Raw genomic sequence first — 25375 nt, 5'->3', positions numbered from 1 at the left:
TCAGACGCGGGTGACCGGCTCCTGGAGCTCGGTCACCCAGCGGGAGGTGTCCTCGGGGCACTCCAGGTACAGCTCGCGGGCGTAGCCGGCCGAGGCGTAGCCGTTGGTGTCGATCCAGCTCGCCAGCGTCTGCGCGGTCGGCAGGATCTCGTCCATGGAACCGCGGTGGACGACCGTGGCCGCCTCCTCGATCCCGGGCAGCACGAGCACCTCGACGCCCTCCGCGGCCGTGCCCTCCGGCACGGTCATGCCGGCGTGCACGACGACCGAGCCGTCACCGCGCCCGGCGTCCTCGTAGTACGCGATGCCGGGCCCGAAGCCCTTGACCCCGGCGGCCTCCAGGCGGCCGCACAGCTCCTCGTACAGCGGCCCGATCACCGGGCTGATGTCGTCGGGGCCGAAGCTCGCGGCGATCGCGCTCAGCTCGGCGATCCGGACGGCGGGCACCTTCTTGACGACGACGTCCTGCGTGGACATGCGTCCCTCACTCTCGATGGCACGGAGCCGTCCCCCGACCCGGGCGAGCCGGGCCGCCGCCTCGGCGGCGGCCGTCTCCAGCTCGGCCTGGCGCAGCCGCAGCATCCCGCGCAGCTCCTCCGGGCCCACCTGCTCGTCGAGGATCGACTGCACCTGTTCCAGGGTGAAGCCGAGCTCCTTGAGCGCGATGACGCGGTTGAGCCGGGCGAGCTGGGCCGCCTCGTAGAAGCGGTAGCCGCTGTGCGGGTCGACATGGGCCGGGCGCAGCAGTCCGATGGCGTCGTAGTGACGCAGCATCCGGACCGACACCCGCCCGTGCCGGGCGAAGTCTCCGATGGTGAACATGACGACCCCTACGGAACGGCCTCACACGGTGTGAGGGTCAAACGGTCAGGCGGCGCTGCTCAGCGAGAGCTTCACCGCGAAGCCCAGGAAGAGCGCGCCCGCGGCCGAGGTCGCCCCCGCCGAGAGGCGCTTGCGGCGGCGGAAGGCGGCGGCGAGGCGCGTGCCGCTGAATATGAGGGTGGTGAGGTAGAGGAAGCTGCCGAGCTGGAGCAGGCCGCCGAGGACCAGGAAGGACAGCGCCGGGTAGGCGTAGGAGGGGTCCACGAACTGCACGAAGAAGGAGATCAGGAAGAGGATCGCCTTGGGGTTGAAGAGGCTGATGATCAGCGCCCGGCGGTACGGGTGCTCCGCCGCTCCCGTCTCTGGCGCGGCGGCCGGCTCGTCGGCGAGGGCCTCGCCGCGGGAGCGCCACATGCCGAGGGCGGCGCGCAGCATCCCGTACGCCATCCACGCCAGGTAACCCGCGCCCGCGTACTTCACGATCATGAAGAGCAGCGGCGTGGTCTGGAGCAGCGAGGCCGCGCCGAGGGCGGCCAGCGTCATCAGGACCGTGTCGCCGGTGAACACACCGGCCGCGGCCTTGTATCCGGTCCGGGTGCCCTTGCGGGCGGCGACGGACAGCACGTAGAGCGAGTTCGGCCCCGGCAGGAGGATGATGAGGACGAGCCCGGCGAGATAGGTCGGCAGATCGGTGACACCCAGCATGAAGCGGAGTGTCGCACATGGGTACGACACTCCGCTTTCGGGTTCCACCAGGCGGAATTGACCGCTCCGCCCGGGCGCCGGACGGCCGGCGCCGTCACGCGTCGGTCGGAACGCGACTGGCAGAACGCGACCCTCAGAACGCGACCGTCAGAACGCGTCGGTCGGGACGTACGTGCCCCACACCTCGCGCAGCGCGTTGCACACCTCGCCCACCGTCGCCCGCGCCTTCAGCGCCGTCTTCATCGGGTAGAGGACGTTGTCCGTGCCCTCCGCCGCCTTCTTCAGCTCGGCGAGCGCCGCGTCCACCGCCGCCTGGTCGCGCTCGGCGCGCAGCCGGGCGAGGCGCTCGGCCTGCTGGGCCTCGATCGCCGGGTCGACGCGCAGCGGCTCGTAGGGCTCCTCGACGTCGACGGTGTAGCGGTTGACGCCGACGACGACCCGCTCGCCGGTGTCCGTCTCCTGCGCGATCCGGTACGCCGAACGCTCGATCTCGTTCTTCTGGAAGCCGTGCTCGATGGCGTGCACCGCGCCGCCGAGCTCCTCCACCCTCGCCATCAGGGCGACCGCCGCGGCCTCGACGTCGTCGGTCATCTTCTCGACGACGTAACTACCGGCGAACGGGTCGACGGTGGCGGTGACGTCGGTCTCGTACGCGAGGACCTGCTGGGTGCGCAGCGCCAGCCGGGCCGACTTGTCCGTCGGCAGCGCGATGGCCTCGTCGAAGGAGTTGGTGTGCAGCGACTGGGTGCCGCCGAGGACGGCCGCGAGGCCCTGGACGGCGACGCGCACCAGGTTGACCTCGGGCTGCTGGGCGGTGAGCTGCACGCCCGCGGTCTGGGTGTGGAAGCGGAGCATCAGCGACTTGGGGTTCTTCGCGCCGAACTCCTCCTTCATGACCCGCGCCCAGATCCGGCGGGCCGCCCGGAACTTGGCGACCTCCTCCAGGATCGTCGTGCGGGCCACGAAGAAGAAGGAGAGCCGGGGCGCGAAGTCGTCCACGTCCATGCCGGCGGCGACCGCGGTGCGGACGTACTCGATGCCGTCGGCGAGGGTGAAGGCGATCTCCTGCGCGGGCGAGGCGCCGGCCTCGGCCATGTGGTAGCCGGAGATCGAGATGGTGTTCCACTTCGGGATCTCGGCCTTGCAGTACTTGAAGATGTCCGCGATCAGCCGCAGCGAGGGCTGCGGCGGGAAGATGTACGTGCCGCGGGCGATGTACTCCTTCAGCACGTCGTTCTGGATCGTGCCGGTCAGCTTGTCGGCCGGCACGCCCTGCTCCTCGCCGACGAGCTGGTAGAGCAGCAGCAGGAGCGAGGCGGGGGCGTTGATGGTCATCGAGGTGGAGACCTTGTCCAGCGGGATGCCGTCGAACAGCACCCGCATGTCCTCGATCGAGTCGATGGCGACGCCGACCTTGCCGACCTCGCCGTGCGCGATGGGCGCGTCGGAGTCGTGGCCCATCTGGGTCGGCAGGTCGAAGGCGACCGACAGGCCCATGGTGCCGTTGTCGATGAGCTGCTTGTAGCGGGCGTTGGACTCGACGGCGGTGCCGAAGCCGGCGTACTGGCGCATGGTCCACGGCCTGCCGGTGTACATCGACGGGTACACACCGCGCGTGAACGGGTACGCGCCCGGCTCGCCCAGCTTCTCGGCCGGATCCCAGCCCTCCAGGGCGTCCGGTCCGTAGACCGGCTCGATGGGCAGTCCCGACTCCGACTCGCGCGCCATGTGGTGTGCCTCCGCTGCTTCCCGCTGCTCAGTCCGCTGTTTCAGTCCGCTGTCCGGTCCGCTGCTCAGTGGTACCGACCCTCGCGACGGACTGTAGCCCCGCCCGTACGACAGGGAGGAGGGCGGCCCGCTGGGACCTTCCTCACAGCATGCCCGTCTCGATTCGGTCACGTGCGCAACCGCGCGGGGCCGGGAAGACATCCCCTGTGTACACACGTCGTTCCCGGGGGGCTCCGATGAAGCGTTCGTCCGTCGTCAGCAGAGGAATCATGGCCGGTACGGCCGTCGCGGCGGTGGTGGCACTGGCCGCCGGCTGTACGCCCGACGCGTCGGGTCCGGGAGCGGATCCGACCAAGGGCCCGGCCGGCACGGCGTCGAGCGGCGCGGCCGCCACGCCATCGGCGAGCGCGAGCGCCACGTCCGACGACAAGCCGTCGTCCTCCCCGGCCGGCTCGGCCACGCCGTCGTCCGCCACGCCGTCGGCGAGCGCGACCACCGGCAAGCCGGCGCCCAAGGCCCTGCTGGGCGACGGCGACGAGAACGCGCAGGTGCGCGAGCTCCAGGCGCGGCTGCGGCAGCTCGACTTCTTCGACCGGGCGCCCACCGGCTTCTACGGATCACTGACGGCGGCCTCGGTCCGCAAGTTCCAGGCGCGCCGGGGCCTGCCGGAGACCGGCTCGGTCGACGAGACGACGTGGCGGACGCTGCTGTCCGTCACGCACGAGCCGACCGCCGACGAGCTGCGGCCGTCGACCACCAACAAGCTGGACGCGCCCGATCCGCGCTGCCTGACCGGCCGGGTGATGTGCATCAGCAAGGAGACCAGGACGCTGGCCTGGATGATCGACGGCAAGGTCGTGTCGTCCTTCGACGTGCGCTTCGGCTCGGAGAACACGCCGACCCGCGAGGGCCTGTTCCACGTGGAGTGGAAGGCGCGCGAGTGGACGTCGACGATCTACCACACGCCGATGCCCTACGCGATGTTCTTCAGCCGCGGCCAGGCCGTGCACTACTCGCGGGACTTCGCGGCCCGCGGCTACGCGGGGGCCTCGCACGGCTGCGTCAACGTCCGGGACAAGGTGAAGCTGGCGGCGCTCTTCGACCAGGTGAAGGTCGGCGACAAGGTCGTCGTCTACTGGTGAGGTGAGAAGAGAGGGCGCGGGTGGGACCGGGGGAACGTGCCCCACCCGCGCCGGTGCGCCGAGCCGAAGGTACGGGGGGAACCCCGGCTCCTTGCGCTCGCCGATGACCAGTCGGCTCACTCAGTACTGCGCCGGCGGGCCGGAAAGTGTCACACCTGGGTGTCACACCCGGTTTTCGGCGCTATTGAACGCGCGCGGTCCGTGCCGTGCTTCACGGACGGAGCAGAGCCGTTCCCGCCGTGCTAGGCACGGCTCCTGCCGTGGCCCTGGCCGTGAGCGCCGTCAGCGCCTCCGACACGATTCCGGTCGTGGTTCCGGTCACCTTCGCGGTCACCGCCCCGATCGCGCTTCCGGTCTCCTCGATCGCTCTTGTCGTCGCCGTCGGCGTTGCCCGTGTCGGAGCCGGAACCACTCCCTTTGCCGGTGCCGGCCCCTTTGCCGGAGCCGTTCCCCGAGCCGCCGTTCGCGGATCCGGAGGACGTGCGGCCGGTGGACGGCGTGGCCGTGTTGACCGGGACGCCGGAGAGGACGCGGTCGCAGTAGCGCTTGACGGTGTCGCCGCTCTTGAGCGCCTCGGCCAGCCGCTGCCGGCCGCTGTCGGCGAGCTTGCCCGAGCGGAAGTCCTGGCACGCCTTGAGGACCCGGTCGCGCTCGGCGGCGCTCACCCCGCCCTGGCCGCCGGTGCCGGTGCCGCCGGGGGTGGCGGTGCCGCCGCCGGGTCCCGCGGTGGTGGCGTCCGGGCCGTCGGTGGATCCGGGCGCCGTGGTGCGGCCGGGGCCGGTGGACGGCACGGCGGGCACCTCGGTGCCGATGCCGCCGGTGGGCGAGCCGGAGACCGTGGGATCGGTGGTGTCGACGGCGTTGACCGAACGGCCGGCGTCGGGGTCGCGGGTCAGCGGCAGCACGCCCGTGCCGGCGGCGACGGCGACGCCGCCGACCGTGACGGCGGCGAAGGCGGCGGCCAGCCCGTACCGGAGCGAACGTCCCCAGCGGCTGCCCGTGGTGACCGGCGCGAGCCGGACGGCGCCGAGGTCGGCGTATCCGCTCTGGCCCGGCGCGGCCTGCTCCGCGGCCACGGCCGCCCGCTCGGCGGTCGCCTTGCGGAAGGCGGCGAGGGCCGCGGCCTCACCGGGGAGTTCGCCGTCGGGGCCGGCGGCGGCCGGGGGCGTACGGGCCGAGTCGAGGGCGCGGGCGAGGAGTCGGGCCTGGTCGCGGCCGGCGGCGTCGGCGGGGTCGACGGGCTCGCCGCGCAGCAGCCGCTCCGCGGCCTCCCTGTCGAGCCATGCATACCGCTCGTCGGCCATCACATGTCCTTCTGCGTCCGCGGGCGTGATTGCGTCACACGTCCGGGAGCCGGAGCCCCGGTCCGTCGGCCGCGCTGCGGCGGTACGCCGTCGAGCGCGGCGGTGTCGCCGTCGGCATCGGCCGCGCCGAGGAGTTCGGCGAGCTTCTTGAGGCCGCGGTGGGCGGCGGTGCGGACGGCGCCGGGGCGCTTGCCGAGGGTGTCGGCGGCGCTCTTGGCGTCGAGTCCGACGACGACGCGCAGGACGACGGCCTCGGCCTGGTCCTGCGGCAGTTGGGCGATCAGGTGCATGGTGCGGCCGGTGGCCAGGGCTTCCAGTGCCTCGTCCGCGGTGTCGGAGTCGGCGGGCTTGTCGGTCAGTTCGGTCTCGTCGCCGCCCACGGCGGGGCGGCGGCCGCGCATCCGGATGTGGTCGAGCGCGCGGTTGCGGGCGATCCGGGCGGCCCAGCCGCGGAAGCGGTCGGCGTCGCCCTCGAAGCGGTCGAGGTCGCGGGCGATCTGCAGCCAGCTCTCGGAGGCGACGTCCTCGGCGTCGGCCTCGCCGACCAAAGTCCGTATGTAGCCGACGAGCCGCGGATGCACCGCTCGGTACACGGTACGGAAGGCGTCCTCGTCGCCGTTCTGCGCGGCGAGCACTGCGGCCGTCAGCTCCGCCTCGTCCCCCAGCACTCCCCACACCTGTTCGTCGTCGCGCACCTCGCGGCTGGTCGTCACCGCACGCCGCCCGGGGCGCAGCAGAACGCTACGTCCTTTTCGGGCGCCGCGTCCACGCGGGTCCGGTTCTTTGTACAACTGGCAACTTCGCCTGGGGTGACGCGGGGTGTGACAGAAAACGCACGCACGGCGCTGAAGGGAGTACGGGGCCGTGCTGCGGCTCCGCGGACGACGACCGGGGCCTCTCCTGTGGGGGGTGGCGGCCCCGGTCGTCTTCCTTTTCAGGGCGCCCGACGAGGGCGCCCTTTTCCTTTGCCGGGGCCTCTGCGCGTACTCGCGCCCCCCTCTTCCCGTGCCCCTCTTCCCGTGCCTCCGCGGACGCCTCTGCGGACGCCTCCACGGAAACCTTCGGGCAGGGTGTCAACCCATCGTTGACACCCTGCGGGTGTCAACCTAAGGTTGCGCTCATGACGAATCCACTCGGCGTGACCCAGCCCGTGCGTCTGGACGACCTGATCGACGCGATCAAGAAGTCCCACCCGGAAGACGCCCTCGACCAGCTCTCCGACGCGGTCATCGCGGCGGACCACCTGGGCGAGATCGCCGACCACCTCATCGGACACTTCGTGGACCAGGCCAGGCGCGCCGGCGCCTCCTGGACCGACATCGGCAGGAGCATGGGCGTCACCCGGCAGGCCGTCCAGAAGCGCTTCGTCCCCAAGGACGACAGCGCGGCGGACGCGGCCAAGATGGACCCTGCCGCCGGCTTCAGCCGGTTCACGCCCCGGGCCAGGAACGTGGTGGTGGCCGCGCAGAACGAGGCGACCGCCGCCCGCAACGACAAGACGGGGCCGGCTCACCTCGCGCTCGGCCTGCTCGCCGAGCCCGAGGGACTCGCCGTGCGCTGGATCACCGGCCAGGGCGTCTCCCCGGAGCGGCTGCGGGAGGCGGTCGGCGCGACGCTGCCGCCGGCCGCCGAGGAGGTGCCCGCGCTCATCCCGTACGACGCGGACGCCAAGAAGGTCCTGGAGCTCACCTTCCGCGAGGCGCTGCGGCTGGGCCACGACTACGTGGGCACCGAGCACATCCTGCTCGCCCTCCTGGAGTTCGAGGACGGCAAGGGCACGCTCGCGGGTCTCGGCCTGGACAAGGCGCGGGCCGAGCGGGAGATCGGCGAGGCGATCGCCTCGCTGAATCTCGAGGAGCCGAAGGAGTAGCGAGAAAGCAGAGTGAGGAGCAGCCGGAGAGCCGACGGCCCCCGGCAGGAAGCTCAGGCGGTGCGTGCCCTGCGCGAGACGACCGCGCGCAGGACGCGCCCGCCCTCCGTCGACAGGTCCCGGGCCCGGCGCAGCCCGGTCGGGCCGTGCGCGGCCGACTCCAGGACGGCCTGCTGGCGGCGGAGTTCGCCCGCGAACAGCGGGCCCGCGTCCGTGGCGTCGTACCCCTCGTGCACGGCGAGCGCCGCCCCCGAGCACTCCCGCGCCCAGGCCCGCAGCGGCTCCACTGCCCACTCGACGGGCGCCCCGGCGAGCATCGCGCGGACGAGCGCGGTCGCCTCGTCGTCCCGCGCGCCGTCCACGCCGTCCACGCCGAGCTCCACGCGCGCCTTCCCGACGGCCTCGGCCCAGGCCCCGCCGTCACCGCGCGCCACCGCGGCCCACACCGGACGCAGCACGTCGGCGCGGTCGGGCGCGAACACCGGCAGGCACCGGTCCAGGCAGGCGAGCCCGGCGGCGGCAAGGCCCCGCTCGTCGGCCCGGTCGATCAGCCCCAGCAGGCTCGTGCTCGTCTCGGACGCCATGGACGCCTCCTCGCCACCAGATGCGGACGCAGTACTTCCCCTACTGCGCCGAGGGGCGCTTTTTCGTCACTGCGCGGCCGGAATCATGCCAGTGGCCTTCGCGTGCTGCATAGGGGTCGGACGACGGCCGACGACGGGGTAAGGAAGAAAGGCGTCAGCGCACCCGCACCGCCAAGCCCTTGAACGCCTCCCAGCTCAGACTCGGCCGTCGCGCGTCCCACAGCTTCTGGGAGAGCGCCGTCAGCGGCATCCGGATGCCGTCCGCCACCTGCGCCTGGGTCTGGGCGGCGGACAGGTCGCACCAGACGGCGAAGCTGCCGCCGAGGATCTGGGGGTCGTAGCGGGCGGGGACCGGGGTGGTGCCGCGCAGGACCAGCGGGGTCCACTGCTCGTAGATGCGGCGGCCGGTGGGGTAGGTGAAGTTGTTGGGCTGGCCGAGCACGTAATACAGGTACTCGTCGTTGTAGTTGATCACCTTGCGGCCGGCGCTCAGGAACGCGGTGGGCAGGCGGGCGCCGATCTCGCGGCCCGTCCAGTAGGCGACCTGGAGGTCCCCGGCCGCGCTGGTCACGCCGCCCGCGTAGAAGCCGTCGTTCCAGGCGCGCATGGCCTTGCCCGTGGGGCGGACCACGGCCGCGCGGTCGTTCAGCCAGCCGGTGGCCAGGTCCTGCACGCGCGCGGAGGGGCCGAAGCGGGCGGTGGCGGCGCGGGCGAGCTGCGGGTAGCTCGCCTCCGGGTTGCTGGACATCAGGGCCACGTACTCGTCGCCGCCGAGGTGCCAGTACGCGCCGGGGAACAGGCCCGTGTACTCGCGCAGCAGCTCGTCGACGATCTTCCCGGCGGCCGGCTTGGAGATGTCGACCGCCCCGCGCGGCGTCCGCCCGGTCGCGCTGACGAGCTGGAGGTCCGGGTGCGCGGCGATGACGGCGCCGAGGTGTCCGGGCGAGTCGATCTCGGGGACGACCGCGATGTGCAGGCTCTGCGCGAGGGCCACGATCCGCCGCACCTCCGCCTTGGTGAGGTGCTGGGCGGAGACGATCTCGGGGTGGGTGTCCGAGGCGATGCGGAAGCCCTGGTCGTCGGAGAAGTGCAGACCGAGCTGGTTGAGCTTGAGGTCGGCCATCTCGCGCAGCCGGGCCTCGATCCAGCCGGCGGAGAAGTACTTGCGGGCGATGTCGACCATCAGCCCGCGCTGCGGCTTCGCGGGCGCGTCGGTGACCGTGCCCTCGGGTATCGCGCCGGTCGACCTGACGGACTGCTTGAGCGTCCGGGTGCCGTAGAACACACCCGTCTGCCCTGGCCCGGTGATGCGGACCTGCCCGCCGTGGACGGCGAGGGTGTACGACTCGGTGCCGCCGGTCCCGCCCAGCGCGAGGCTCACGTCGCCGGGACCGGCGGCGGCCGTGCCGCGGTAGGGGACGTGCAGCTCGCCCGCGATCAGCCGGGCCTCGTCGGAGAGGGCGGCCGCGTCCTTCGCCGCGACGACGACCCCGGTGCCCGGGCCGGGCTTCCAGCCGGGTCCGCGCGCCGCCTGGAAGGCCCGGACCGCCGGGATGACCTGCGGCGCGGTGGAGAGCGGGTACGTCCTGGTGGGCGTCGGGCTCGGCGGGGGCGGCGGCGTGGGGGGCGCGGAGGTGACCGTGCCGCCCGGGCCGCTCCCCGAGGGGGAGGCGACGGCGGACGGTCCGGCGGAGGAACCGTTCGAACAGGCCGCCACGGTGACCAGTGCCACCGCGGCCGCCATCAGTGCGGGGCCCCGACGGGGCCCTCGTATGGAGTACCGCATCACCCGGAATCCTCCCTCATCGCACGAACCCCGGCATCCCGGACGTTCTCCGGCCTTCTGTCCACGTGATCGACGAAACGCACTCGTCCAGGTGAAATTCGCGCACCCGTCGGACACTTCCCTCTTCCCGTCGATAGCGTGGAGTCACATCCACCCCACCGCTTCCCCCCAGTACCTCCACGCCTCGCTCCCGGAGTCCCCGCTGTCCAGCGACATCCACGCCGCCCCCTGCCGGACCCTGGAACCTCCCGCCATACCCGCCCAACAGGCCACCGACCGGCACTCTTCCCGGCCGGACGGCGGGCTCGCCCGCTTCAACACCGCCCCGTCCGCCGCCGCCGAGGCCCTGCTGCTCACCTGCTGCGGCAGCCACCGCTGGGCCGAACGGGTGACGGCGCACCGCCCCTACCCGACCCTCGACGCGCTGCTCGCCGCCGCCGACGAGGCCGGCTACGACCTCCGGCGCGCCGACCTCGCCGAGGCCCTGGCCCGCGAGACCCCGGCCCCGCCGCACCCGGACGCGCCGCCGGCCGCCCGCACGGCGCTCGGCGCCGCCCTCGCCGCGTACGAGGCCCGCTTCGGCCACGCCTTCGTGATCAGCCTCGACGGGGTGCCGGAAGGCGAGCGGCTCGACCAGGTGCTCGCCGCGATCCGGTCACGTCTCGGCAACGAAAGGGAGGAGGAACGGGTCGTCGCCGCCGAGGAACTGCGCCGGCTGGCCCGCACTCGGCTCACGTGTTCGATTCAGACGCGGTGAGTTCGGCCGCAATGGGCCGGAAAGGGGCCGATTCGTTGCGCGCTGATAGGCCGTCCGTGCCTGTTTGATCACACCTATGGACCCCGCGCGAGCGAACCGACAAGTCGTCGCTACGATGACCGGGGCCGGTGGACCGTACCCGGCCGGGCCAGACCGACAGAGAAGCCGGCCGGCCCCGATCCCCGCTCCCGGAGGGTTTTTCCGTGCCGGCTGGAACGCTGTACCGCGGCCGGGAAGGAATGTGGTCCTGGGTGGCTCATCGAGTCACCGGCGTCCTCATCTTCTTCTTCCTGTTCGTACACGTGCTGGACACCGCTCTCGTCCGCGTCTCCCCCGAGGCGTACGACAGTGTCGTGGCGACCTACAAGACGCCGATCGTCGCACTCCTCGAGTACGGCCTCGTCGCTGCCATCCTCTTCCACGCGCTGAACGGTCTCCGTGTCATCGCCGTGGACTTCTGGTCCAAGGGCCCGCGCTACCAGAAGCAGATGCTCTGGACCGTCGTGGGCATCTGGGTCGTGCTGATGGCCTTCTCGCTCTACCCGGTCCTCGGGCACGCCGCACGTGAACTGTTCGGGAGCTGACGCCAGACATGTCTGCTGACACCACCTCCGCCATCGGTCCCGTCGAGGGCGCGGCCCACTACGACGTGGACAACCCGGCCCCGTACATCGAGGCCCCCCGCAAGCGCACGGGCAAGACCCCGCGCGCGACCCGCGGCAACTTCGAGATGGCCGCGTGGCTCTTCATGCGCCTCTCGGGCGTGGTCCTCGTCGTCCTGGTCCTCGGCCACCTGCTGATCCAGCTCTTCCTGGACGGCGGCGTCTCCAAGATCGGCTTCGCCTTCGTGGCCGGCCGCTGGGCGTCCCCGTTCTGGCAGGTCTGGGACCTGCTGATGCTGTGGCTCGCGATGCTGCACGGCGCCAACGGCCTCCGCACCGTCATCAACGACTACGCGGAGCGCGCCAACACGCGCCTGTGGCTCAAGGGCCTGCTGTACACCGCCACGGTGTTCACCATCCTTCTGGGCACGCTGGTGATCTTCACCTTCGACCCGAACATCCGCTAGGCACGGGGCTGAGGTAATCCACGTCATGAAGATCCACAAGTACGACACCGTCATCGTCGGCGCCGGCGGCGCCGGCATGCGCGCCGCCATCGAGGCGACGAAGCGCAGCCGCACCGCCGTGCTGACGAAGCTGTACCCGACCCGCTCCCACACGGGCGCCGCGCAGGGCGGCATGGCCGCCGCGCTGGCGAACGTGGAGGAGGACAACTGGGAGTGGCACACCTTCGACACGGTCAAGGGCGGTGACTACCTGGTCGACCAGGACGCCGCCGAGATCCTGGCGAAGGAGGCCATCGACGCCGTCCTCGACCTGGAGAAGATGGGCCTGCCGTTCAACCGCACCCCGAACGGCACCATCGACCAGCGCCGCTTCGGCGGTCACTCCCGCAACCACGGCGAGGCCCCGGTCCGCCGGTCCTGCTACGCCGCGGACCGCACCGGCCACATGATCCTCCAGACGCTGTACCAGAACTGCGTCAAGGAGGGCGTGGAGTTCTTCAACGAGTTCTACGTCCTGGACCAGCTGATCACCGAGGTCGACGGGGTCAAGCACTCCGCCGGTGTGGTCGCCTACGAGCTGGCCACCGGCGAGATCCACGTCTTCCAGGCGAAGTCGGTCATCTACGCCTCCGGCGGCACCGGCAAGTTCTTCAAGGTGACGTCGAACGCCCACACCCTGACCGGTGACGGCCAGGCCGCCTGCTACCGCCGCGGCCTGCCCCTGGAGGACATGGAGTTCTTCCAGTTCCACCCGACGGGCATCTGGCGCATGGGCATCCTGCTGACGGAGGGCGCCCGCGGTGAGGGCGGCATCCTCCGCAACAAGGACGGCGAGCGCTTCATGGAGAAGTACGCGCCGGTCATGAAGGACCTCGCGTCCCGTGACGTCGTCTCCCGCTCCATCTACACGGAGATCCGCGAGGGCCGCGGCTGCGGTCCCGAGGGCGACCACGTCTACCTGGACCTGACGCACCTCCCGCCGGAGCAGCTCGACGCCAAGCTCCCGGACATCACCGAGTTCGCGCGCACGTACCTCGGCATCGAGCCCTACACGGACCCGATCCCGATCCAGCCCACCGCTCACTACGCCATGGGCGGCATCCCGACCAACGTCGAGGGTGAGGTCCTCTCGGACAACACCACCGTCGTCCCGGGCCTGTACGCGGCCGGCGAGGTCGCCTGTGTCTCCGTGCACGGCGCCAACCGCCTCGGCACCAACTCGCTCCTGGACATCAACGTCTTCGGCAAGCGCTCCGGCATCGCCGCCGCCGAGTACTCCGCCAAGCACGACTTCGTCGAGCTCCCGGAGAACCCGGAGGCCATGGTCGTCGCGCAGATCGAGAACCTGCGCAACTCCACGGGCAGCGAGCGGGTCGCCGACCTGCGCCGCGAGCTCCAGGAGACGATGGACGCCAACGTGATGGTGTTCCGTACGGAGCAGACCATCAAGACGGCCGTCGAGAAGATCGCCGAGCTGCGCGAGCGCTACAAGAACGTGTCCATCCAGGACAAGGGCAAGCGCTTCAACACCGACCTCCTGGAGGCCATCGAGCTGGGCAACCTGCTCGAACTGGCCGAGGTCATGGCCGTCTCGGCCCTGGCGCGCAAGGAGTCCCGCGGCGGTCACTACCGCGAGGACTACCCGAACCGCGACGACGTCAACTTCATGCGCCACACCATGGCGTACCGCGAGGTCGGCGAGGACGGCTCCGAGACCGTCCGTCTCGACTACAAGCCGGTCGTCCAGACCCGCTACCAGCCGATGGAGCGTAAGTACTGATGGCTACCCCCGTACTGGACAAGGTCGAGGCGGAGTCCGCCGCCTCCCCGTACATCACGGTCACCCTCCGCATCCGCCGCTTCAACCCCGAGGTCTCGGACGCGGCGGTCTGGGAGGACTTCCAGATCGAGATCGACCCGAAGGAGCGTGTCCTCGACGCCCTTCACAAGATCAAGTGGGACCTGGACGGCACGCTGACCTTCCGCCGCTCGTGCGCGCACGGCATCTGCGGCTCGGACGCGATGCGGATCAACGGCAAGAACAGGCTCGCCTGCAAGACGCTGATCAAGGACATCAACCCCGAGAAGCCGATCACCGTCGAGGCCATCAAGGGCCTCACGGTGATGAAGGACCTCGTGGTCGACATGGAGCCCTTCTTCCAGGCGTACCGGGACGTCATGCCGTTCCTGGTCACCAAGGGCAACGAGCCGACCCGCGAGCGCCTGCAGTCCGCCGAGGACCGCGAGCGCTTCGACGACACCACCAAGTGCATCCTGTGCGCCGCGTGCACGTCGTCCTGCCCGGTCTTCTGGAACGACGGCCAGTACTTCGGCCCGGCCGCGATCGTCAACGCGCACCGCTTCATCTTCGACTCGCGTGACGAGGCCGGCGAGCAGCGCCTGGAGATCCTCAACGACAAGGACGGCGTGTGGCGCTGCCGCACGACGTTCAACTGCACCGACGCCTGCCCGCGTGGCATCGAGGTCACGAAGGCGATCCAGGAAGTGAAGCGCGCGCTGATCACGCGTCGCTTCTGATCCACCGGATCGGTACCTGACACCAGGTCACCGGCGGAGAGCCCGCTTCTGTACGCTGCGACGTGCAGAAGCGGGCTTTCGCATGTGTGCGTACGTACATGGAGGACGGGGACTGATGAGCGAGCCGAACCCTTACCAGGCCGGGGACGCCGGGGGTTACGAGTGGGGCCCGGGCCGGCAGGCCGGCGGCGCGCCGGTGCCGCCGCAGTACCCGCCGGTGCCCGCGCAGTTCCCGATGGGCGCGGGCGCGCCGGTGCTGTCGCTCGGGGACATCACGGTGGTCGGCGACCAGATCATGACGCCGGCCGGCCCGATGCCGCTGAAGGGCGCCGTGTGGAACGCGATGGACATGTCGCGCACCGAGGAGAAGATGCCGACGGTGGCCATCGTGCTCGCGGTCATCTTCTTCCTGTTCTGCCTGCTCGGGCTGCTCTTCCTGCTGATGAAGGAGAAGCAGACGACCGGCTTCATCCAGGTCACGGTGACCAGCGGCGGCCGCCACCACGCGACGATGATCCCGGCGACCGGGCCGGACACCATCCACTGGGTCATGGGCCAGCTCAACTACGCCCGCTCGCTGAGCATGTGAGTGATCCCCAGGAGCCGCTCCGGCCGGCCGAGCCCCTGATCCGGCCGACCGGTCCTAGCCGTGCCAGTGGTCGCCGGTGAGGCCTTCCTCGGCGGCGAGCATGACGCGGCGCAGGAGGTCGTTGAGGGTGGCGCGCTCCTTGGGGGTGAGGACGCCGAGGAGGCGTTCCTCCTCGTGGCCGAGGACGTCCATCGCGCCGAGCCAGGTCTCGCGGCCCGAGGCGGTGAGTTCGACGACCACGCGGCGGCGGTCGGTCGTGGACTGGGTGCGGCGGATGAAGCCGCGCTTCTCCAGGGCGTCGAGGCGGCCGGAGACGGAGGCCGGGGCGAGGTCGAGGTCCTGGGCGAGGTCGGAGGGAGCGGCGCTGCCGCCGCGGCCGGCGAGCTTGTGCAGGGTGTCGAACTCGTGGCGTTCGAGGTCGAAGTCGACGAGGGACTGCTCGCGCACCCGGCGGAGGTGGACGGAGAGCTTCTTCATCCGGGTGACGGCGCCCTCGACGGCCGGGTCGAGGTCGGGCAGCACCGGCTGCCAGCGGGCCACGTGCCCGTCGGTCCAGTCCTGCGGGGTCTCCTCGGTGGGTGCCATGAAGTGATCGTACGTCGACGGGCGGGTGCCGCCCCGGGTGAGCGCTCCGACGCCGGGCGCCGGGCGCCGGGCACTGGACGCCGGGCACTGGACGCCGGGCACTGAGCACTGGGGCGCCGGGGAGACCTCGGCGCCTCCCTCCTCATGCTTCGAAGCGAAGTATTTCGTTGACGAATTATTCGGTACCGAAATAACCTCCGAGGCATGCATCCTCTGCGCCTGCGCTCCTTCCGGCTGCTCTTCGTCGGTCGCACCCTCTCCCTGGTCGGCGACGCCGTCATCCCCGCCGCCCTCGCCCTCGCCGTCCTGAAGGCGACCGGCTCCACCTCGGCCCTCGCGCTCGTCCTCGCCTGCTCGATGGTGCCCAAGCTGGTCCTGCTGCCCCTGGGCGGCGTCGTCGGCGACCGGTTCGACGCGCGGGCGGTGGCGCTCGGCATGGACCTGATCCGCTGCGTCACCCAACTGATCGTCGGCATCCAGCTGCTGGGCGCCACGCCCTCGCTCACCGTCATCGCCGCGGCCGGGGTGGCCGGCGGCGCGGCCGGGGCGTTCGCGCAGCCGACGTCCGCGCCGCTGGTCAAGGGCACGGTGCCGGCGGAGGGGCTGCAGAAGGCCAACGCGGCGATGGCCGTGGCCTCCAGCGCGAGCCGGGTCGGCGGGCCCGCGCTCGCCGGGACGCTGATCGTGACGGTGGGGCCCGGCTGGGCGTTCGTCCTGGACGCGGCGAGCTTCGCGGTGAGCGCGGCGCTGCTGTGCGCGGTGCGGGTCACCCGGGTGACGGCGCCCGGCCGGCGGTCGGTGCTCGCCGATCTGAAGGAGGGCTGGCAGGAGGTCCGCACCCGGGACTGGTACTGGACCAGCCTCATCGGCCACAGCGCCTGGAACGGCGCGGCGGCCGTCCTGATGACGCTCGGCCCGGCCATCGCCCTGGACCGGCTCGGCGGCGACCTCGCCTGGGCCGGTCTGCTCCAGGCGGGCGCGATCGGGCTGCTGCTGGGTTCGCTGCTCGCCCACCGGGTCCGCCCCAGGCGCCCGGTGCTCGCCGCGAACCTCGGCCTGGCCACGTACGCGCTGCCGCTGCTGCTCCTGGCGTACGGGGCGCCCGGGCCGCTCGTCATCGGGGCGTACGGAATCGCGCAGATGGGCCTGGGCTTCCTGACCCCGGTGTGGGAGACGGCCGTCCAGCGGGCTGTTCCCGAGCACGCGCTGGCCCGGGTCACCTCGTACGACTGGCTGCTCTCGCTCGCCGCGATGCCGCTGGGCTACGCCCTCGCCCCGCTCGCCGCGCGCGCGTGGGGCCCGGAACCGGCCCTGGTGACCGCGGCGGTGGCGGTGGGCGGCTGCTGCCTGGGGACGGCGTTCGTGCCCGGGGTGCGGAGGTTCAAGGCCGCCTAGGGCCGGTCGAGGAAGTCCGCCAGGAGGGCCGAGATCTCCTCGGGGCGCTCCAGGGAGGGGAGATGGCCCGCCCAGTCCAGGTCGAGCCGGCGGGTCCGCGGGATCAGTGTGGCGAGCCGGTCGGCGAGGGTGCGGAAGTCCGGGACGTCGTGGCCGCCCGTGACGGCGAGCACGGGGACGTCGACCGCGGCGAGCTGCGCCTCGGTGACGCCCGCCGGGCGGGCCTCGTGCTCCAGGGCGACCTCGCCGCCGAAGGAGGAGCCGACGAGGGCGGCCCGCTCGGCGCCGAGCCCGTCGAGCAGCCCGGCCACGTCGTCGGCGTGCAGGTGCGGGCGGTCGACGGGGCTGTCGCCGAAGCCGCGGAGGTCGCAGCGGACCACCCGGTGCCCGGCCGCGGCCAGGGCGTCGAACTGGGCGTCCCACATGCGCCGGTCGCAGACGCCGGAGTGGAGCAGCAGCACGGTGGAGGGGCCGTCGCCGGTCACGTCATGAGCGAGTGTCATGGCTCGACACCCTAGAAGGGGCCGGGAGTCCGGCCCCTGGAGAGCGGGCGTTACAGGACACACAGCTCGTCCGGCTAGGCTCGGGACCCGTGAGCGACGCGATGGAAGAGAAGCAGGACCAGGAGAAGGCTGCACGGGCCTCCCAGGCTGCCAAGGCCGCCAAGGCGCCGAAGAGCGAGCAGACGCGGGCGCTCATCCTGGAGACCGCGCTCCAGCTGTTCCGGGAGCGCGGGTACGACAAGACCACGATGCGGGCCATCGCCCAGGAGGCCGGGGTCTCGGTCGGCAACGCGTACTACTACTTCTCCTCCAAGGAGCACCTGGTCCAGGGCTTCTACGACCGGATCGCCGAGGAGCACCAGGCGGCCGTCGAGCCGATCCTCGGGGGCGGCGAGAAGGACCTGACGGCCCGGATCCGCGGGGTGCTGCTCGCCTGGCTCGACATCGCCGAGCCGTACCACGAGTTCGCGGCCCAGTTCTTCAAGAACGCGGCCGATCCGAAGAGCCCGCTCAGCCCCTTCTCCCCCGAGTCCGAGGGCCCGCGCGAGGCGGTCATCGACGTGCACCGGCGGGTCATCGCCGGGGCCTCGGTGAAGATCGACCCGGAGCTGACCGAGGCGCTGCCCCGGCTGCTCTGGCTCCAGCAGATGGGCCTGGTGCTCTTCTGGGTGTACGACCGCTCCGAGGGCGCCGCCAACAGCCGGCGCCTGGTGGAGCGCCTCGCGCCCGTCACCGCCCGGGCCATCTCGCTGTCCCGCTTCCGGATCCTGCGCCCGCTGGTGAAGGAGACCCACGAGCTGCTGGCCGACTTCATGCCGACGGCGGCCGGGATGGCCGCCTCGGGCAAGCCCAAGCGGCCCGCCAAGAAGCCCTGAGGCAGTCGGGAAAGCCCGGGGCGCACGCCTGGCGGGAAACCGCGGGGCACACGAGGAGGCCCGAGCATGCGGAAGGGGCCCCGGTCGGACCGGGGCCCCTTTCGCGTGCCGGGGGTGTGGCTAGATCCAGCTGAGTTCCCAGAGGCGCCAGATGCCCGTACCGTCCGTCAGGTACTGGGAGCCGGCCACGGCCTCCGTGGAGATCACGTAGTCCTTCTTCTGCCACAGCGGCACCAGCGGAACGTCCTTGGCGACCTCGTCCTGGATGGACTTGAAGTCACCGGCCGCGCGGCCGCGGTCGCTGTACTGCTGGGTGGCGGCGATCAGCGCGTCGACCTTCTCGCTGGAGTAGCTGTTGTGCAGCGCGTTGCCCGTGCCGACGAGCGGGGCGGTGAAGTTGTCGGAGTCGGCGAAGTCCGGGAACCAGCCGACGGGGTACACGTCGAACTTGCCGGCCGCGTACTCCTTCTGGAAGTTCTGCCAGTCGACCGACTTGACCGTCACCTTGAACAGCCCGCTCGCCTCCAGCTGCTTCTTCAGCTCGGCGGCCTCGGCCGCGTACGTGGCGTCCGTGCGGTGGCCGAACGTGATCGACACCGGCGTGCTGACGCCCGCCTCGCGCAGCAGGCGCTTGGCCTTGTCGGGGTCCGGCTCCGGGTTGATGTCGTAGAAGGCCGTGCTGTGGCCGACGAAGCCCTGCGGGATGAGGGAGTACAGCGGCTCGACCGTGCCCTGGTAGGGGCCGGTGGCGATGGCCGGGCGGTCGACGACCGCGGCGATGGCCTGGCGGACCGCCTTCTTCGACATCACCGCGCCGGGGCGGGTGTTGAAGTTGAGGTTGCGGATCTCGGCGCTGGCCGCCTCGGTGACCCGGGTGCCGTCCTTCGGCTCGTCGCCGAGCGCGTTGAGGAACGCCGGCGGCATCTGCCGGTGCGTCACCTGGAGCTGCTTGTTCTTCCAGGCGGTGGCGAGCTGCTCGGACTCCTTGAAGTACTTCACGACGACCGTGTGACCGGTCTTGGTGATGGCGCCGCGGTAGTTGGGGTTCGGCTCCAGCCGGGCCGACTCGCCCGGCTTGTACTCCTTGAGGACGTACGGCCCCGAGCCGTCCACGGCATCGCCCGCGCGCAGCGACTTCGCCGGGTAGGCGGTGTGGTCGACGATCGCACCGGCACCCGTCGCGATCTTCAGCGGGAAGGTCGCGTCGCGGGCGGTGAGGTGGAAGGTGACCTTCCGGCCCTCGGCCTCGACGTTCTTCAGGGTCGGGAAGAGCGGCGCGGGGCCGACGTCCGCCTTGATCGCGAGCATCCGCTCGAACGAGTAGCGGACGTCCTCGGCGGTGATCTTGTGACCGTTGGAGAAGCTCAGGTCGTCACGGAGCGTGCACTCGTACGTGGTGAGCCTCGTGCCGACGAAGCGGCAGCTCTCGGCCGCGTCCGGGACCGGGGTGGTGAAGCCGGGCTTGAACGTCAGCAGTGACTGGTAGATGTTGCTGTAGATGGCCCAGGAGCCGGCGTCGTAGGCGCCCGCCGGGTCCAGCGAGGTGACCTCGTCCGTCGTACCGACGGTGATCGGGTCGGTCCGCTCGTCGTCCGAGGGCAGGAGTTGCCAGCCGCCGATTCCGGCCGCCAGCAGAACCCCACAAGTGATCAATATGCGCAGACGGACCGTCGACCGCATGAGACGTGCTTCCCTTTTTTCGTGCCCACCCCGCTGCCGCGGCGGCACGCACGCGGCCGCGATGGCGACACCCAATCACACGCCCCACACAAGTGGAAGAGTAAACCTTCACACGGCACGCATATGTCCAGGGATAAGGGATTTCAGGGATTTCCCGTACCTGAGCAGTACGTATCCGACACGGCGCGCTGCGTCACTCCGACACGTTTTCGGCCCCTCGTCACGCCTGCTTGCTCGCCAGCTCCACGACCGTGATGTCCGACGGCGCCCCGACCCGGACCGGCGGCCCCCAGGCGCCCGCGCCCCGCGACACGTACAGCTGGGTGTCGCCGTAGCGCTCCAGACCCGCGACGGTCGGGTTGGCGAGCTCGGCGAGGTAGTTGCCGGGCCAGAGCTGGCCGCCGTGGGTGTGGCCGGACAGCTGGAGGTCGACCCCGTGGCGCACGGCCTCGTCGATGACGATCGGCTGGTGCGCGAGCAGCACGGCGGTACGCGAGCGGTCCCGGTCCCCGAGCGCCTTCGCGAAGTCGGGCCCCTCGCCGATGCTCTCGCCCGCCACGTCGTCCACGCCCGCGAGGTCGAAGCCGGCGCCGATCTCGACACGGGCGTTGCGCAGCGGGCGCAGGCCGAGTTCGCGGACGTGCTCGACCCACGCGTCGGCGCCGGAGAAGTACTCGTGATTGCCCGTCACGAAGAACGCTCCGTCCCGCGCCCGGAGCCGGGCGAGCGGCTCGGCGGCCGGGCCCAGGTCGGCGACGGTGCCGTCGACCAGGTCACCGACGACGGCGACGAGATCGGGCTGGGTGGCGTTGATCGTGTCGACGATCCGCTGGGTGTGGGCGCGCCCCAGGATCGGCCCGAGGTGGATGTCCGACACCACCGCGATCCGGTACCCGTGCGCCGCCCGCGGCAGCTTGGCCAGCGGCACCGTCACCCGCTTCACCCGCGGCCCGCGCAGCACCCCGTACGTCCCGTAGCCGACGGTCCCGAGGGCGACGGCGGCGGCGGTGCCGGAGACGAGCCGGTTGACGAGGAGCCGACGGGAGAGATCGGGAGCGGCCGCGGCCGGGGGCGCGACCTCGGGGGCGGCCTCCGCCGGGGGCGCGACCTCGGGACCGATCGCGCCCTCCGCCGCCGGGGCCACGTCCTCGGGGCCGCCCACGGTCGCCGTACCGCCCGCCGGCGCGTCGGCCGCCACCAGGACCGGCTCCCGCTCCTCCGCCGCCGCCCGGCGCGCCAGTGCCCGCCGCAGCAGCGGGCGCAGCGGTTCCGTCACCACCAGCGCGAGCACCACGTACAGCAGCACCGCGAGCCAGAGGAAGCCCGGCCACGCGGTGACCTTCTGGAACAGGAAGGGCGCGTCGGCGCGGCCGGAGACGAGCGCCGCGACCGAGAGCAGCGGCAGCACGATCACGGCGGCCGTACCGAGCCGGCGGGGCGGGCCACCGGGCGCCGTGACATCGCGCACCAGGCGCCGCCACACGTACCAGTGCACCGCACCGAGGACGGCGAGGACCAGGAGCAGGACCACCACGAGCAGCATCGCGCCGCTACCCCCGCCCACCCGTGAGGGCGCGCACTCCGCGCATACTGGCAGGACCGACCCGCCTCCCCCCGGAAGGGCATCCCGTGAAGCTCAGCAGTCGCACGTCCTGGTTCCTTCTCGCGTTCGGTGCCTGGTCTTGGATGATCTGGATCACCTTCGCTCGGAACCTCTACAAGGACGCGAGCGGACTAGCCTTCGACGACGCGGGCGACCCGACCGCCTACTTCTGGGTGCATCTCGCCCTCGCCGTGACGTCGTTCATCCTAGGGACGGCCGTCGGCGTGATCGGCCTGAGGGGCGTACGAGCGAACTCGGGCAAGTAGAAAGCCCCGCCCACGCGCTACGGGAGAGCGCACAGGCGGGGCGGTCTTGCGGTTCATCCCGGCTTCAGTGTCTCTTCGTCGTCTTCGTGGTCCTCATCCGTCTCACGGTGCCGCCAGTGGAGCGTCACGCGTTCCTCGATCGCGATGTACTTGCGGGACTCCGGGTCCCGGCCGGGGCCGATGGAGACGCCTGAGAGGAAGAGGTCCAGGAACTCGCGTCGCTTGAACACGTCCCACTCTGCCCAAGGGGAACCGGCACCCAAGGGGTCCTCGCCCGGTTCGAACCAGTCCGGGGGAACCTGGATCGCCGCCGTGGTCTGCTCGTCCAGTTCTTCCAACCTGGCCGTGCACCGGTCCTCGAAAGTCCGGTACTGCGTCATCGTCGCGCGCCACATGGCCAGCTCGTCCCGCCCCCGGTAGAGCCCCGCCTTGCGGTCGGCCTGGAGTTCGGCGATGGAGTTCCGGACGTGCTCAAGGTGCGCCGCCGTCTCGCGCCGTTCCTCCTGGACTCCGGACAGGTCGCGCCGAAGCGCGAATCGGAGTGCCGCCTCCGCCAGCCATTCTCTGTCCTCGTGGTCGTCGACGTCCGCGGCGGCAAGACGTGCCCAGACACGCCGGCAGCGTCGTCGCGATCTTGTTGTCGCGTCCTGCTTCGCGAGTGCTGCGATCAGCGCGAAGATCGCGACGCCGATCGGGTTCGACGTGTCGAGGAACGGTTCGAGTACGGAGACGAAGCGGACGCCGTACTTCTTGAACTCCTTGTCGATCTCCAGGGCGTCGTGTGCGCCCTTGCGGGTCAGCCGGGACAGTTCGTTGACCACCACCACGTCCACCTCGCCCGCGCGGACAGCGGACATGAGGTCTTCGAACCCCGGTCGGACGGCATTTGGATCCCAACCGGACCGACCGACGTCTTTGAACGTGTGCATCACCTCCCACCCCCGGCTGACGGCCAGCGCCTCGCCGGCTGCCACCTGCGCCTCCGGCGGCGCTTCGGACGAGTCGGGGAGCGCCTTGGACTGCCGGGCGTAGACGGCCACCCGAACCGTGTCCAGATGCTCGGCTCCCACGGGCGAGACGAAGGGGGTCAAGGTCTCTCACCTGATCTTCTCTGTCATTGAGTCTCTACCGGTTAGTTACATATAGAAAGTCATGCAGATGAACCAGCTCCACAGCTCGAACGCGAGCAGGAACCAGGAGACCGGGCGGCTGAGCCCAGTACCGCCACCCGCCCCGACGCCCCTGCGGACGGGTGGACGGGGCGGGTCGAACCGCCAGGCGGGGTTCGGAACGTACGTGCGGGCATGTACGTTCTCGATCGTGTCCGCTTCGAAGATGACCGCGAAGGCCGCCCTTGCGGCGACCGCCGCCGCCACCCTGCTCCCCGTCCTCGCCGCCGCCCCCGCGCACGCGGACGGCAAGGTCCCGCAGCCCCAGCCGCCGGCCCGGATGTCGAGCGTGGGCGGCGCGCTGCTCGGCCGGCCCGGCACCCAGGTGCAGCTGCTGCCGGGGGCGCCGGTGCTGCCGAAGGAGCTGAGCGCGCGTTCGTGGATCGTGGCGGACGCGGAGACCGGCCAGGTCCTCGCCTCGCACAACGCGCACTGGCCGCTCGCGCCGGCGTCGACGCTGAAGATGCTGTTCGCCGACACCCTGCTGCCGAAGTTCCCCAAGACGCAGAACCACACCGTGACCCCCGCCGACCTGGCCGGCATGGGCGCGGGCTCCAGTCTGGTCGGCATCAAGGAGAAGCAGACCTACAGCGTCCACGACCTGTGGCTGGGCGTCTTCCTGCGCTCCGGCAACGACGCCGTGCACGTCCTGTCCGCCATGAACAACGGCGTCGCGCAGACCGTCACCGACATGCAGGCGCACGCGGACGACCTCCAGGCCCTCGACACCCAGGTCAAGTCCCCGGACGGCTACGACGCCCCGGGCCAGGTCTCCTCGGCGTACGACCTGACGCTCATCGCCCGCAGCGGCCTGCAGAAGCCGGACTTCCGGGAGTACTGCTCGACCGCGCGGGCCGCGTTCCCCGGCGAGCAGAAGCCCGGCGACAAGAAGCGCCCGACGTTCGAGATCCAGAACACCAACCGGCTGCTCACCGGCGACATCGGCGTCGTCCCGTACCAGGGCATCGCCGGCGTCAAGAACGGCAACACCACGCACGCCGGTGCCACCTTCACGGGCGTCGCGGAGCGGGGCGGCAAGTGGCTGCTCGTCACCGTCATGAACCCCTCGTCGAAGGAGCAGCACGCCGTCTACAAGGAGACCGCGCGGCTCCTCGACTGGGGCTTCGCGGCGACCGGCAAGGTGACGCCGGTCGGCGAGCTGGTCCCGCCGAAGTCGGTCCGTACGACTCCGGCGCCGGGCACCAGCGCGGGCACCGGGCCGTCCTCCGGCAAGAACGCACCGGCCGGCACCGAGCACGCGGCCGTCGTGCAGGAGAAGTCGGGCGGCATGGGCATCGCGCTCGCCATCGCGGGCGGCGTGCTGGTGCTGCTCGCGGGTGCCGTGTTCCTCGTCAACCGACGCTGGCCGCTGGCGGGTTCGTCCCGGCGCCCCCAGAAGGCTTCCCGGAAGGCTTCCCCGAAGGCTTCGGAGGAGACGCCGCGGGAGGCTCGGGGGAAGGCTTCGCGGCCGGCTCCTCCGGTGGACGAGAGCGTGAACCCGTAGCCGTCCAGGCCGCGCAGAACAGCAGCAGTTTCGCGGTGAAGTTGATCCACAGCAGCAGGGCGACCGGCACGCCGAACGCCCCGTACATCGACTTCGACGCGACGCCCTTCATGTAGCCGCCGAGCAGCAGCTTCAGCAGCTCGAAGCCGACCGCGCCCATGAGCGCCGCGACGACCACGTCGCGGCGCCGCGGCTCGACGCCGGGCAGCAGCGTCAGCACGTACGTGAGGATCAGGAAGTCGGCGCCGATCGCCACCACGAGGGCGGCGGCCTCCAGCAGCATCCCCTCGGCACCGTTGTGCGAGAGCCCGATCCGTTCGGCGCTCCAGCCGACGGCGGTGGAGCCGAGCCAGGACGCGGCGAGCGAACAGATCATGACCCCGCCGAGGCCGAGCAGCACGACCGCATCCTTGCCCTTGCGGACGATCGGGTTGCCCTCGTCGACGCCGTCGAGCCCCCAGACCGCGCGCAGGCACTCGCGCATGGACCCGACCCAGCTGATGCCCATGAAGAGCAGCACGGCACCGGCGACGAGACCGACCGTGCCGGCGTTGGCGACGAGCCCGCCGATGTCGAGCTGGTTGGAGATGCCGGGCACCTGGTGGGCGACCCTGTCCTCGATCCGGTGCAGCTGGTCCGGGGTGAGCAGCGCGGCGCCGATCGCTGCGGCGACCGTGATCAGCGGGAAGAGGGCGAGGAAGCTGAGGAAGGTGATGGCGGCGGCGAGCCGGGCCCAGCGGATCTCGTCGAGACGTTCGTACGAGTGCCAGGCGTGGGTCCGCATGAAGCGGACGACCCAGGGGCCGATGACGGGGAGCTTGGTCAGCCAGTCCATGGCGTACGCGTTCTCCTCAGGTGGTCAGGCAGCGGCCCCCAGGATCGCAGACGGCTCACGCGAGCA

24 protein-coding genes and 1 pseudogene are annotated in these 25375 nt (G+C 71.4%); 12 read left to right on the top strand and 13 right to left on the bottom strand.

All coding sequences use genetic code 11. The features are described 5' to 3' along the window. The 3 genes from ACFYU9_RS13675 to ACFYU9_RS13665 all read right to left on the bottom strand — a co-directional run bounded on the left by ACFYU9_RS13675 (position 1) and on the right by ACFYU9_RS13665 (position 3255). Positions 1–822, bottom strand: coding sequence for a MerR family transcriptional regulator (locus ACFYU9_RS13675; RefSeq protein WP_389204663.1), 822 nt, complete (start codon positions 820–822; stop codon positions 1–3). A gap of 45 nt (positions 823–867) precedes the next feature. Beyond that, positions 868–1527, bottom strand: coding sequence for a leucine efflux protein LeuE (gene leuE, locus ACFYU9_RS13670; RefSeq protein WP_389204664.1), 660 nt, complete (start codon positions 1525–1527; stop codon positions 868–870). A 147-nt stretch (positions 1528–1674) separates the two neighbouring features. Continuing rightward, the gene (locus ACFYU9_RS13665; protein WP_389204665.1) at positions 1675–3255 is read right to left on the bottom strand and encodes a methylmalonyl-CoA mutase; all 1581 of its coding nucleotides are present in this window, start codon (positions 3253–3255) and stop codon (positions 1675–1677) included. Positions 3256–3491: 236 nt separating this feature from the next. On the opposite strand from ACFYU9_RS13665, the gene ACFYU9_RS13660 reads away from it, so the two are divergent. After that, positions 3492–4397 (top strand): L,D-transpeptidase family protein, encoded by a 906-nt coding sequence (locus ACFYU9_RS13660; protein ID WP_389344661.1) that lies wholly within the window; start codon positions 3492–3494, stop codon positions 4395–4397. A 242-nt stretch (positions 4398–4639) separates the two neighbouring features. On the opposite strand, the gene ACFYU9_RS13655 is transcribed toward ACFYU9_RS13660, so the two are convergent. Both ACFYU9_RS13655 and ACFYU9_RS13650 read right to left on the bottom strand, forming a co-directional pair. After that, positions 4640–5701, bottom strand: coding sequence for a hypothetical protein (locus ACFYU9_RS13655; RefSeq protein ID WP_389344659.1), 1062 nt, complete (start codon positions 5699–5701; stop codon positions 4640–4642). Next, complete coding sequence (locus ACFYU9_RS13650) at positions 5701–6369, bottom strand: RNA polymerase sigma factor (protein WP_389205269.1); 669 nt, start codon at positions 6367–6369, stop codon at positions 5701–5703. The genes ACFYU9_RS13655 and ACFYU9_RS13650 overlap by 1 nt, the downstream gene beginning before the upstream one ends. A 452-nt stretch (positions 6370–6821) precedes the next feature. Between ACFYU9_RS13650 and ACFYU9_RS13645 the strand changes: the two genes are divergently transcribed. Further along, positions 6822–7571 carry a Clp protease N-terminal domain-containing protein gene (locus ACFYU9_RS13645; RefSeq protein ID WP_389344657.1) on the top strand — a complete coding sequence of 250 codons (750 nt, stop codon included), beginning with the start codon at positions 6822–6824 and terminating at the stop codon, positions 7569–7571. Between the two features lie 53 nt (positions 7572–7624). Here the strand turns inward: ACFYU9_RS13645 and ACFYU9_RS13640 are convergent, their stop codons facing one another. After that, on the bottom strand, positions 7625–8155 hold the full coding sequence (locus tag ACFYU9_RS13640) for a hypothetical protein (RefSeq protein WP_389204669.1): 531 nt from the start codon (positions 8153–8155) through the stop codon (positions 7625–7627). 154 nt (positions 8156–8309) lie between these two features. Continuing rightward, the gene (locus ACFYU9_RS13635; protein ID WP_389344655.1) at positions 8310–9941 is read right to left on the bottom strand and encodes a glycoside hydrolase family 20 protein; all 1632 of its coding nucleotides are present in this window, start codon (positions 9939–9941) and stop codon (positions 8310–8312) included. Positions 9942–10155: 214 nt separating this feature from the next. On the opposite strand from ACFYU9_RS13635, the gene ACFYU9_RS13630 reads away from it, so the two are divergent. The 6 genes from ACFYU9_RS13630 to ACFYU9_RS13605 all read left to right on the top strand — a co-directional run bounded on the left by ACFYU9_RS13630 (position 10156) and on the right by ACFYU9_RS13605 (position 14894). Then, entirely contained in the window at positions 10156–10698 is a 543-nt protein-coding gene (locus ACFYU9_RS13630; RefSeq protein WP_389344776.1) for a 2-oxo-4-hydroxy-4-carboxy-5-ureidoimidazoline decarboxylase, read from the top strand. Between the two features lie 203 nt (positions 10699–10901). After that, on the top strand, positions 10902–11282 hold the full coding sequence (gene sdhC, locus ACFYU9_RS13625) for a succinate dehydrogenase, cytochrome b556 subunit (protein WP_389204671.1): 381 nt from the start codon (positions 10902–10904) through the stop codon (positions 11280–11282). Positions 11283–11290: 8 nt separating this feature from the next. Beyond that, positions 11291–11767 (top strand): succinate dehydrogenase hydrophobic membrane anchor subunit, encoded by a 477-nt coding sequence (locus ACFYU9_RS13620; RefSeq protein WP_389204672.1) that lies wholly within the window; start codon positions 11291–11293, stop codon positions 11765–11767. 25 nt (positions 11768–11792) lie between these two features. Beyond that, positions 11793–13547 (top strand): succinate dehydrogenase flavoprotein subunit, encoded by a 1755-nt coding sequence (gene sdhA / locus ACFYU9_RS13615; RefSeq protein WP_389344653.1) that lies wholly within the window; start codon positions 11793–11795, stop codon positions 13545–13547. Further along, positions 13547–14305, top strand: a complete 759-nt coding sequence (locus ACFYU9_RS13610; protein ID WP_389204674.1) for a succinate dehydrogenase iron-sulfur subunit — start codon at positions 13547–13549, stop codon at positions 14303–14305. Before sdhA ends, ACFYU9_RS13610 begins: the two co-directional genes overlap by 1 nt. Before the next feature lie 115 nt (positions 14306–14420). Continuing rightward, entirely contained in the window at positions 14421–14894 is a 474-nt protein-coding gene (locus ACFYU9_RS13605) for a hypothetical protein (protein ID WP_389344651.1), read from the top strand. A gap of 54 nt (positions 14895–14948) precedes the next feature. Here ACFYU9_RS13605 and ACFYU9_RS13600 read toward each other — a convergent pair whose 3' ends face one another. Continuing rightward, complete coding sequence (locus ACFYU9_RS13600; protein ID WP_389344649.1) at positions 14949–15479, bottom strand: MarR family winged helix-turn-helix transcriptional regulator; 531 nt, start codon at positions 15477–15479, stop codon at positions 14949–14951. 204 nt (positions 15480–15683) lie between these two features. On the opposite strand from ACFYU9_RS13600, the gene ACFYU9_RS13595 reads away from it, so the two are divergent. After that, positions 15684–16874, top strand: coding sequence for an MFS transporter (locus tag ACFYU9_RS13595; RefSeq protein WP_389204677.1), 1191 nt, complete (start codon positions 15684–15686; stop codon positions 16872–16874). Here the strand turns inward: ACFYU9_RS13595 and ACFYU9_RS13590 are convergent. Further along, the gene (locus ACFYU9_RS13590) at positions 16871–17377 is read right to left on the bottom strand and encodes an alpha/beta fold hydrolase (RefSeq protein ID WP_389344647.1); all 507 of its coding nucleotides are present in this window, start codon (positions 17375–17377) and stop codon (positions 16871–16873) included. The two genes, ACFYU9_RS13595 and ACFYU9_RS13590, sit on opposite strands and share 4 nt — an antisense overlap. Before the next feature lie 101 nt (positions 17378–17478). On the opposite strand from ACFYU9_RS13590, the gene ACFYU9_RS13585 reads away from it, so the two are divergent. Next, positions 17479–18252, top strand: coding sequence for a TetR/AcrR family transcriptional regulator (locus ACFYU9_RS13585; RefSeq protein WP_389205271.1), 774 nt, complete (start codon positions 17479–17481; stop codon positions 18250–18252). Positions 18253–18372: 120 nt separating this feature from the next. Here ACFYU9_RS13585 and ACFYU9_RS13580 read toward each other — a convergent pair whose 3' ends face one another. Continuing rightward, positions 18373–19932: an ABC transporter substrate-binding protein gene (locus ACFYU9_RS13580; RefSeq protein WP_389204679.1), complete on the bottom strand. Its 1560-nt coding sequence runs from the start codon at positions 19930–19932 to the stop codon at positions 18373–18375. A gap of 220 nt (positions 19933–20152) precedes the next feature. Further along, positions 20153–21475 carry a metallophosphoesterase gene (locus ACFYU9_RS13575; protein ID WP_389344645.1) on the bottom strand — a complete coding sequence of 441 codons (1323 nt, stop codon included), beginning with the start codon at positions 21473–21475 and terminating at the stop codon, positions 20153–20155. Between the two features lie 86 nt (positions 21476–21561). On the opposite strand from ACFYU9_RS13575, the gene ACFYU9_RS13570 reads away from it, so the two are divergent. Further along, a complete protein-coding gene (locus ACFYU9_RS13570; protein WP_389204681.1) occupies positions 21562–21801 on the top strand; it encodes an SCO4848 family membrane protein in 240 nt (79 codons plus the stop codon). A gap of 53 nt (positions 21802–21854) precedes the next feature. Here ACFYU9_RS13570 and ACFYU9_RS13565 read toward each other — a convergent pair whose 3' ends face one another. Beyond that, complete coding sequence (locus ACFYU9_RS13565) at positions 21855–22892, bottom strand: recombinase family protein (RefSeq protein WP_389344643.1); 1038 nt, start codon at positions 22890–22892, stop codon at positions 21855–21857. A 229-nt stretch (positions 22893–23121) separates the two neighbouring features. On the opposite strand from ACFYU9_RS13565, the pseudogene ACFYU9_RS13560 reads away from it, so the two are divergent. Then, positions 23122–24360: pseudogene (locus ACFYU9_RS13560) on the top strand (D-alanyl-D-alanine carboxypeptidase family protein); the annotation flags it as partial. Here ACFYU9_RS13560 and ACFYU9_RS13555 read toward each other — a convergent pair. Beyond that, positions 24323–25309 carry a YihY/virulence factor BrkB family protein gene (locus ACFYU9_RS13555; RefSeq protein WP_389204683.1) on the bottom strand — a complete coding sequence of 329 codons (987 nt, stop codon included), beginning with the start codon at positions 25307–25309 and terminating at the stop codon, positions 24323–24325. The pseudogene ACFYU9_RS13560 and the gene ACFYU9_RS13555 overlap by 38 nt on opposite strands. Positions 25310–25375 lie beyond the last annotated feature (66 nt).

The sequence above is a fragment of the Streptomyces sp. NPDC004327 genome (assembly GCF_042873935.1).
GTDB lineage: Bacteria > Actinomycetota > Actinomycetes > Streptomycetales > Streptomycetaceae > Streptomyces.
The sequence above is the reverse complement of the archived record's forward strand: the minus strand, read 5'-3'. Positions and strand labels throughout refer to the sequence as shown.